The sequence below is a fragment of the Mesorhizobium sp. M1A.F.Ca.IN.020.06.1.1 genome (assembly GCF_004023265.1).
Taxonomy (GTDB): domain Bacteria; phylum Pseudomonadota; class Alphaproteobacteria; order Rhizobiales; family Rhizobiaceae; genus Mesorhizobium.
On record NZ_RZSR01000217.1, the window covers coordinates 1 to 7,315 of the forward strand.

The 7,315-nt window shown below is 64.0% G+C and carries 7 protein-coding genes and 1 pseudogene; 5 read left to right on the top strand and 3 right to left on the bottom strand.

Features of this window, described 5'->3' with window-relative positions; all coding sequences use genetic code 11:
* A partial coding sequence (gene msrA, locus EOA60_RS12220; protein ID WP_128311399.1) for a peptide-methionine (S)-S-oxide reductase MsrA occupies positions 1–538 on the top strand: 538 nt, incomplete at its 5' end.
* Positions 539–732: 194 nt separating this feature from the next.
* Here msrA and EOA60_RS12225 read toward each other — a convergent pair.
* Together EOA60_RS12225 and EOA60_RS12230 are read right to left on the bottom strand one after the other, a co-directional pair.
* On the bottom strand, positions 733–1,737 hold the full coding sequence (locus EOA60_RS12225; RefSeq protein WP_095825058.1) for a cytochrome d ubiquinol oxidase subunit II: 1,005 nt from the start codon (positions 1,735–1,737) through the stop codon (positions 733–735).
* Between the two features lie 145 nt (positions 1,738–1,882).
* Complete coding sequence (locus EOA60_RS12230) at positions 1,883–3,244, bottom strand: cytochrome ubiquinol oxidase subunit I (protein ID WP_128311401.1); 1,362 nt, start codon at positions 3,242–3,244, stop codon at positions 1,883–1,885.
* A gap of 262 nt (positions 3,245–3,506) precedes the next feature.
* Here EOA60_RS12230 and EOA60_RS12235 point away from each other — a divergent pair, with 262 nt between their 5' ends.
* Both EOA60_RS12235 and EOA60_RS12240 read left to right on the top strand, forming a co-directional pair.
* Entirely contained in the window at positions 3,507–4,433 is a 927-nt protein-coding gene (locus EOA60_RS12235; protein WP_095825060.1) for an ABC transporter ATP-binding protein, read from the top strand.
* 14 nt (positions 4,434–4,447) lie between these two features.
* Positions 4,448–5,209, top strand: a complete 762-nt coding sequence (locus tag EOA60_RS12240) for an ABC transporter permease (RefSeq protein WP_067003307.1) — start codon at positions 4,448–4,450, stop codon at positions 5,207–5,209.
* A gap of 14 nt (positions 5,210–5,223) precedes the next feature.
* Here the strand turns inward: EOA60_RS12240 and EOA60_RS12245 are convergent, their stop codons facing one another.
* The gene (locus tag EOA60_RS12245; RefSeq protein WP_095825061.1) at positions 5,224–6,261 is read right to left on the bottom strand and encodes a phosphatidylglycerol lysyltransferase domain-containing protein; all 1,038 of its coding nucleotides are present in this window, start codon (positions 6,259–6,261) and stop codon (positions 5,224–5,226) included.
* 235 nt (positions 6,262–6,496) lie between these two features.
* Between EOA60_RS12245 and EOA60_RS12250 the strand changes: the two genes are divergently transcribed.
* Positions 6,497–7,003, top strand: a complete 507-nt coding sequence (locus tag EOA60_RS12250; protein ID WP_127334710.1) for a MarR family transcriptional regulator — start codon at positions 6,497–6,499, stop codon at positions 7,001–7,003.
* A pseudogene (locus tag EOA60_RS12255) lies at positions 7,000–7,315 on the top strand (GNAT family N-acetyltransferase); the annotation flags it as partial. The gene EOA60_RS12250 and the pseudogene EOA60_RS12255, both read left to right, overlap by 4 nt.

Consider the following 7,315-nt stretch of genomic DNA (forward strand, 5'->3'; position numbering starts at 1 on the left):
CTTCTGGGGCGTGCAGGGCGTGTTCCAGCACGTCAAGGGCGTCAGCATGGCCGTCTCCGGCTACGCCGGCGGCAGCGCCGAGCACGCCGTCTACGAGGTCGTCGGCACCGGCCGCACCGGACACGCGGAATCGGTCGAGATCACCTACGATCCGTCGAAGGTGACCTATGGCCAGTTGCTGCAGGTCTATTTCTCGGTCGCGCACAACCCGACGCAGCTCAACTACCAGGGGCCGGACCAGGGCACGCAGTACCGCTCGACGATCTTCGCCGAGAACGACGAGCAGAAGAAGATCGCCGAGAGCTACATCGCCCAGCTCGACAAGGCCAAGGTGTTTTCGAAGCCGATCGTGACGACGCTTGAGACGGGCAAGACCTTCTATCCGGCCGAGGATTACCATCAGGATTTCCTGACGCTGAACCCGACCTACCCCTATATCGTCTACAACGACCTGCCGAAGATCGAGAATTTGAAAGCGCTGTTTCCCGCGCTCTACAGCGAGAAGCCGGTGCTGGTGCTGGCAAGTAGCAAGAGCTGAGGATGACCATCTTAGGCCTTCTCCCCGTCACTATACGGGGAGAAGGTGCCGGCAGGCGGATGAGGGGCGGCGCCGGCATTTGCAGGAACGGGCCGCCGCTCTGCTTGACAGGTTTGCGCTGCCCCTCATTGCCCTGCCGGGCATTTCTCCCCGTATGGTGACGGGGAGAAAGACGCCGTCACCAACGCCTCTCCTCAATCGTAGGTCAGATCCGTCGCCTTGCCGCCGAACACGCGATAGGCGTAGAACGAATAGAAAATGATGATCGGCAGCACGACGACGGTGCCGACCAGGATGAAGGCCAGGCTCTCCGGCGCCGAGGCGGCCTGCCAGATCGTCAGCTTGTCGGGCACGACATAGGGATAGAACGACCAGGCGAGCCCGGCGAAACCGAGCGCGAAGATGGCGGCCAGGGTCAGGAAGGGCCGCAGCGCATGGCGGTCGTCGGGCTTGGGCAGATGAAACGTCTGCCGCCACAGCCACAGGAACAGGAGCGCCGATACGATCGGCAGCGGCGACAGATAGAGGATCTCCGGCCAGAGGAACCATCTGTCGAAGATGCGCGGGCTGGCGAAGGGCGTCGCCAAAGAGACCGCGACCATGCCGAGCGCCGTCAACACCAGCGTGACGCGCAGCCAGCGCACCGCCTTTCGTTGCAGATCGCCCTCGGTCTTGTAGATCAGCCAGGCCGAGCCCATGGCGGCGTAGGCCGCCGATAGGCAGAGCGCGACCAGCGCGCCGAAGGCCATGCCGCCAAAGCCGACATCGAGGCCGAGCACATAGACGCCGAGCATATAGCCCTGCGCCAGCGAGGCCATGGTGGAGCCCAAAAAGAAGATCCGGTTCCAGCGGTGCTTCTTGCCGGCCGGCACCTTGGCGCGGAAATCGAAGGCAACGCCGCGCAGGATCAAGCCGACCAGCAGCAGGAACACCGGGATATAGAGCGCGGTGAGGATGGTGCCGTGCGCCATCGGGAAGGCGACCAGCAAGAGCCCGACCGCCAGCACCAGCCAGGTCTCGTTGGCGTCCCAGAACGGGCCGATCGCCGCGATCATCGTGTCCTGCTCGGCATCTTCGGCGCCTGCGAACAGGATGCCGATGCCGAGATCGAAACCGTCGAGAATGACGTAGATCAGGATGGCGAGGCCCATCAGGCCGGCGAAGATCAGCGGAAGCGCGGTGGGCCAGTCGAAGGTCATCTTTCTTTCCTCCAACCGAGATTGGTCCGACAGACGGCCATACTGTTTGAAGCACCCGTGCCGGCGGTCAGGTGAGTGACAGCGCCGACCTCAGAAGAAAGGCCCGCATCGAACCGACCGTACCGCTTGTCTTGCTCCTGCATGTTCACTCTCCGGCGGCCGGCTGCGACATCGCGGCGTTCATGACGCCGGGCAACGGCGAGGTGTCGCCTTCCTTGGCCGCCTTCAGCGCGAGATGCACCAGCACGCCGAGATAGGCGATCAAGAGCAGCACATAGAGGATGAGATAGACGGCCAGGGTCAGCGCGACATGGCTGCCGGCGACCGGGCCGACGGCATCCGCCGTCTTCAATATCCCGGTGACCAGCCAGGGCTGGCGGCCGATCTCGGTCGTGTACCAGCCGGCCAGCGTCGCCAGCCAGCCGGACAGCGCCATCGGCACCATGATCAGGGCCAGCGGCTTAGGCAGGTTGCGGCGACGCTTGAGGAAGAAGGCCGCCGACCAGGAGACGATGAGCATCAGGATGCCGGTGCCGACCATGACGCGGAAACCCCAGAACACCGGGAAGACCGGCGGGTGGTTGCCCGGATAGTCGTTGAGGCCGGGCACGACGCCGCTTGTGCTGTGGCGCAGGATGAGGCTGGCGCCGTCGGGAATGGCGAGCCCGAACCTGTTTTCCTTGGCCGCCTCGTCGGGCAGCGCGAACAGCACCAGCGGCACGTGGGCGCCGGTGTTCCAGTTCGCCTCCATGGCGGCGATTTTCTGCGGCTGGTGCTCGAGCGTGTTCAAGCCGTGCTGGTCGCCGGCAAAGATCTGGATCGGAATCAGGATGGCGGCGGCGAAGACGCCGGTGCGCAGCGCCTTCCACATCGATTCCGAGCGGTCGCCATAAAAGTAGCGCAGCGCCGAGCAGCCGGCGATCAGGAAGGAGACCGTGAGCCCGGAGGCGAGCAGCATGTGGACCAGCCGGTAGGGCATGGACGGATTGAAGATGACCGCCCACCAGTCGAGGGCATGCGCCTTGCCGTCGATCATCTCGAAGCCGGCCGGCGTCTGCATCCAGGAGTTCAGCGCGATGATCCAGAAGGCGGAAACCGTGGTGCCGCCCGCCACCAGCACGGTCGCCAGCGTGTGGATGCGGTTGGAGACGCGGCGGAAGCCGAACAGCATGATGCCGAGGAAGGCGGCCTCGAGAAAGAAGGCGGTCAGCACCTCATAGGCAAGCAGCGGGCCGGCGATGTTGCCGACCGTTTCCATATAGCCCGGCCAGTTGGTGCCGAACTGGAAGCTCATGGTGACGCCCGAAACCACGCCCATGGCGAAGGACAGCGCGAACACCTTCACCCAGGTGAAATAAGCGCGCATCCAGGCCGAGTCGCCGGTGGCGTTGTAGCGGAGCTTGAAGAAGAGAAGCACCCAGCCAAGTGCAATGGTGATCGCCGGAAACAGGATATGGAACGAGATATTCGCGCCGAACTGGATGCGCGACAGGATGAGCGGGTCCATGCTGGGCTCCGGCTGCAATTCAGGCTTGAAGGATAGGCTTCGAACACGCATCGGTCAAAGCGGCGCGGCGTCACGCGAGGCGCGTTGTCGCAGCGTCGGGCGGTCATGGACAGACGCACCGCGTGACCGCTTGCCGGCGCTGTTGGAGGCCGCGAGCGGCGGCGACTGTCGAGAACTGTCAGGAGCACGGTCGATTGCCGATTTGCATAAAACGACATCCGACCTATATCAGGTCACGTTTTCCAGCCGGCCATATTTCAGCATGTCACCCATCATCTCCATCTCCGGCGTCACGAAAACCTATGCCACCGGTTTCAAGGCGCTGAAGGAAATCAACCTCGACATCGAGCGCGGCGAGATCTTCGCCCTGCTCGGGCCGAACGGCGCCGGCAAGACGACGCTGATCTCGATCGTCTGCGGCATCGTCAACCGCTCGTCGGGCAGCGTCACCGTCGACGGTCACGACATCGGCAGGGACTACCGCGCGGCGCGCAGCCTGATCGGGCTGGTGCCGCAGGAGCTCACCATCGACGCCTTCGAGACGGTCTGGGCGACGGTGAACTACAGCCGCGGCCTGTTCGGCAAGGCGCCCGACAAGGCTTTCGTCGAGAAGGTGCTGCGCGATCTCTCGCTTTGGGACAAGAAGGACGCCAAGGCCATCACGCTATCGGGCGGCATGAAGCGCCGACTGATGATTGCCAAGGCGCTGTCGCACGAACCGCGCGTGCTGTTCCTCGACGAGCCGACGGCGGGCGTCGACGTCGAGCTGCGCCAGGACATGTGGGCGATGGTCAGGCGGCTGCGCGAGGACGGCGTCACCATCATTCTGACGACGCATTACATCGAGGAGGCCGAAGCGATGGCCGACCGGGTCGGCGTCATCAACCGCGGCGAGATCATCCTGGTCGAAGGCAAGGCCGAGTTGATGCGCAAGCTCGGCCGCAAGCAGATGACGCTGGAGCTGCGCGCGCCGCTCGCCGCGTTGCCCGAGGGCCTGTCGCGCTATGCGCTGGAGCTGTCGGCGGACGGCAACGAACTCACCTACACCTATGACAGCCAGAGCGACCGGCCGGGCGTCGCCTCGCTGATCCGCGATCTCGAGGCCGCAGGCATTCAGTTTCACGACCTCGACACCAAGAACAGCACGCTCGAAGAGATCTTCGTCAATCTGCTGAGGCAAGAGCCATGAACCGCCACGCGGCTATGAACCTTCGTGCAGTGTGGGCGATCTACCGGATGGAGATGGCGCGTGCGTTCCGCACGGTGCTGCAAAGCATCGTCTCGCCGGTGATCTCGACATCGCTCTATTTCGTCGTCTTCGGCTCGGCGATCGGCTCGCGCATCACCGAGATCGACGGCATCAGCTACGGCGCCTTCATCGTGCCGGGGCTGATGATGCTTTCGCTTTTGACGCAGTCGATCTCGAACGCGTCGTTCGCGATCTATTTCCCGAAATTCGTCGGCTCGATCTACGAGCTCTTGTCGGCGCCGGTCTCCTATCTCGAGATCATCATCGCCTATGTCGGGGGCGCGGCGACCAAATCGATCATGCTCGGGCTGATCATCTTGGCGACCGCGGCGCTGTTCGTGCCGCTCAGGATCGAGCACCCGTTCTGGATGATCGCCTTCCTGGTGCTGACGGCGGTAACCTTCAGCCTGTTCGGCTTCATCATCGGCATCTGGGCCAAGACCTTCGAGCAGCTGCAGCTGGTGCCGCTGCTGATCGTCACGCCGCTCACCTTTCTGGGCGGCAGCTTCTATTCGATCCATATGCTGCCCGGCATCTGGAAGACGATCACGCTGTTCAACCCGGTCGTCTACCTGATCAGCGGGTTCCGCTGGAGTTTCTACGGCAAAGCGGACGTCTCGGTCGGCGTCAGCCTCGGCATGACGCTGGTGTTTTTGGCCGCCTGCATCGCAATCGTGGCGTGGATTTTCAGGACCGGGTATCGGCTGAGGAATTGACGAACAGGCTTGCTTCAAATCGCCTTGATCAGCCGCAGCAGTCCAAGCATCTCCATCAGCGTTCCCTTGCGGAAGGCAATGTAGGTCGGCTCCTCCAGCCCGTGGAAGCGGCGCTTGAAGGCGGCCTGGCCCTGCAGGTTGAAGCGCGAGCGGTTGACCCAGGGCGACTCGTAGGCGCGCCGGAAGGTGCTGCGCCAGAAGCTCGATTCGGCAAAGCCGCTCGGCTCGACGTCGAGCAGCGGCGACAGGCCAAGCGTGACCACCGAAACGCCCTCCTCGCGAAAGCGATCGACGGCGAATTTGGTCAGGCCGATCTCGGCATGCGGCGTGGCGTCGACCTGCTTGCGCTTGAAGGCGGTGGTATAGCCGATGACCTCGCCATTGCTGAACAGCGGATCGAAATCGAGGATGGCGACGAGCTCACCCTGCGGGCCGTGAAGGACGAAGCGGCGCATGTCGGCGCCGAGATGGTCGGCGAAAGGGCGGTTGAGGAAGCCCATCTCCCAGCGTTTGACGATGCGCTCGCCGCGCCAATTCTCGGACAGCCGGGAAACCTCGTCGAGCAGCATGTTGGCCCTGTCCTCGGCGAAGGTGAAGCCCTTCTTCGCCAGCCAGCGCTCCGAATAGCGCACGGTCTCGTTGCGCTTGCCGGAGAAATCATGCGCCGGCAGCTGCAGCCTTGTGTCGACGCCCAGCCGATTGATCTGATAGCCGAACCCGGCCAGCACCTTTGCCGTGGCGGCGCTTATCTGAACGAACCAGGGGCCGCCGGCGGCCTCGACGAAGCGCTTGATGTAGCCCGGCCGGTCCGGCGGATCGACGACCGGATCGCCCAGCGCGAAATGGTGCTTCATCTTGGTGCCGAATGCGATGTAGCCATCGCCTTCGCTGAAGTAGGACAGCTTCTGCTGCACGGCGGTGGAATAGGCGAGCGAGAAGTCGCCATGGCGCCGCACCAGCTCCAGGCGCTCGAGATGCGTCAGCTCGCGCCGCGGCACCTTGGGCGCCGCGCCGTCAAGAAACCTGTCGATATGGATGCGCAGGGATGGCATCAAGCGTCCGCATGCCGATGAAGAAAGACCCGGAGCCCACGGGCCTCGAATCAGTCGCCTTGGCGCGACGGATCGGTCATGTCGCGCCAGCGCCATATAGGATGCTATCGGCGGCGAATGAAGAGGGAATGTCTACCGGCCAAAGCCGGCGCTCCGGCTGCATCGTGAAACCATATTGCCAATTTCCATGCAAGGTTATATATCATGTTATCCTTTTCGTTCCGGCAGTTCGACGATGGAAGATGTTCTGAGGTCCCTCGGCTTTCTCTGCCTCGGCAGCAGGCTGAAGCGCATTGGCGAGCAGTTGCAGGCCGACACGCAGCGCGTGCTCGATCGCCTGGATGTGCGGATCCAGTCGAGTCAGTATCCGCTGCTCGCCGCGCTCGACAGGCTGGGGCCGCTGCCGGTCGGCGAACTGGCGCAGTCGCTCGGCATCGCGCAGCCGGGCGTGACGCGGGCCGTGTCGCTGCTCACCGAGCTCGGCCTGGTCGAGGTCGCACAATCGGATGACGACCAGCGGCGCCGGATCGTTTCCCTCTCCGCGGACGGCCAGCGGCTGGTCGATGCCGCGAAGCACAACGTCTGGCCGCGCATCGAGGGCGCGGTCGCGGAATTGTGCGCGGACCTCTCCGGGCCGCTGCTTGGCCAGCTCGCCGCCATCGAGGATCGATTGGCCGCGACCCCGCTCGACCGCCGGGCGGACAAGGCCAAGGCAGTCGCGCCCAAGGCCGTCGCACAATGAAACATGTTCTCGACCGTCCGATCTGGAGCGCGTTGGCGACGCGCCACCAGGCCTTTGCGGAAGGCGATACCCTCGCCAAGCGGTACCGGCCTTCGATCGTTCCCTTCGCCGCCACAGCCGCGGACGATGCGGAAAGCCTGCAATCTCTGGGCAAGCTGCTCCCGCCGCTTGAAAGCGCCATCCTGGTTCAGACGGACCCGATCGCTCTGCCTTCGGAACTTGCCGCGGTTTCGACCGCGTCCCTGGTGCAGATGGTTGCCGAGCAGCGGCTTGAGGCGGTCTCCGACGAGCGCGTGCAGCGACTGACGCCGG

Excerpts from the sequence above, each read along its gene's own strand:
- EOA60_RS12235 (WP_095825060.1), top strand. The coding sequence starts at position 3,507 with ATGTCACCCATCATCTCCATCTCCGGCGTCACGAAAACCTATGCCACC.
- EOA60_RS12230 (WP_128311401.1), bottom strand. The coding sequence starts at position 3,244 with ATGGACCCGCTCATCCTGTCGCGCATCCAGTTCGGCGCGAATATCTCG.
- EOA60_RS12250 (WP_127334710.1), top strand. The coding sequence starts at position 6,497 with ATGGAAGATGTTCTGAGGTCCCTCGGCTTTCTCTGCCTCGGCAGCAGG.
- EOA60_RS12225 (WP_095825058.1), bottom strand. The coding sequence starts at position 1,737 with ATGACCTTCGACTGGCCCACCGCGCTTCCGCTGATCTTCGCCGGCCTG.
- EOA60_RS12240 (WP_067003307.1), top strand. The coding sequence starts at position 4,448 with ATGAACCTTCGTGCAGTGTGGGCGATCTACCGGATGGAGATGGCGCGT.
- EOA60_RS12245 (WP_095825061.1), bottom strand. The coding sequence starts at position 6,261 with ATGCCATCCCTGCGCATCCATATCGACAGGTTTCTTGACGGCGCGGCG.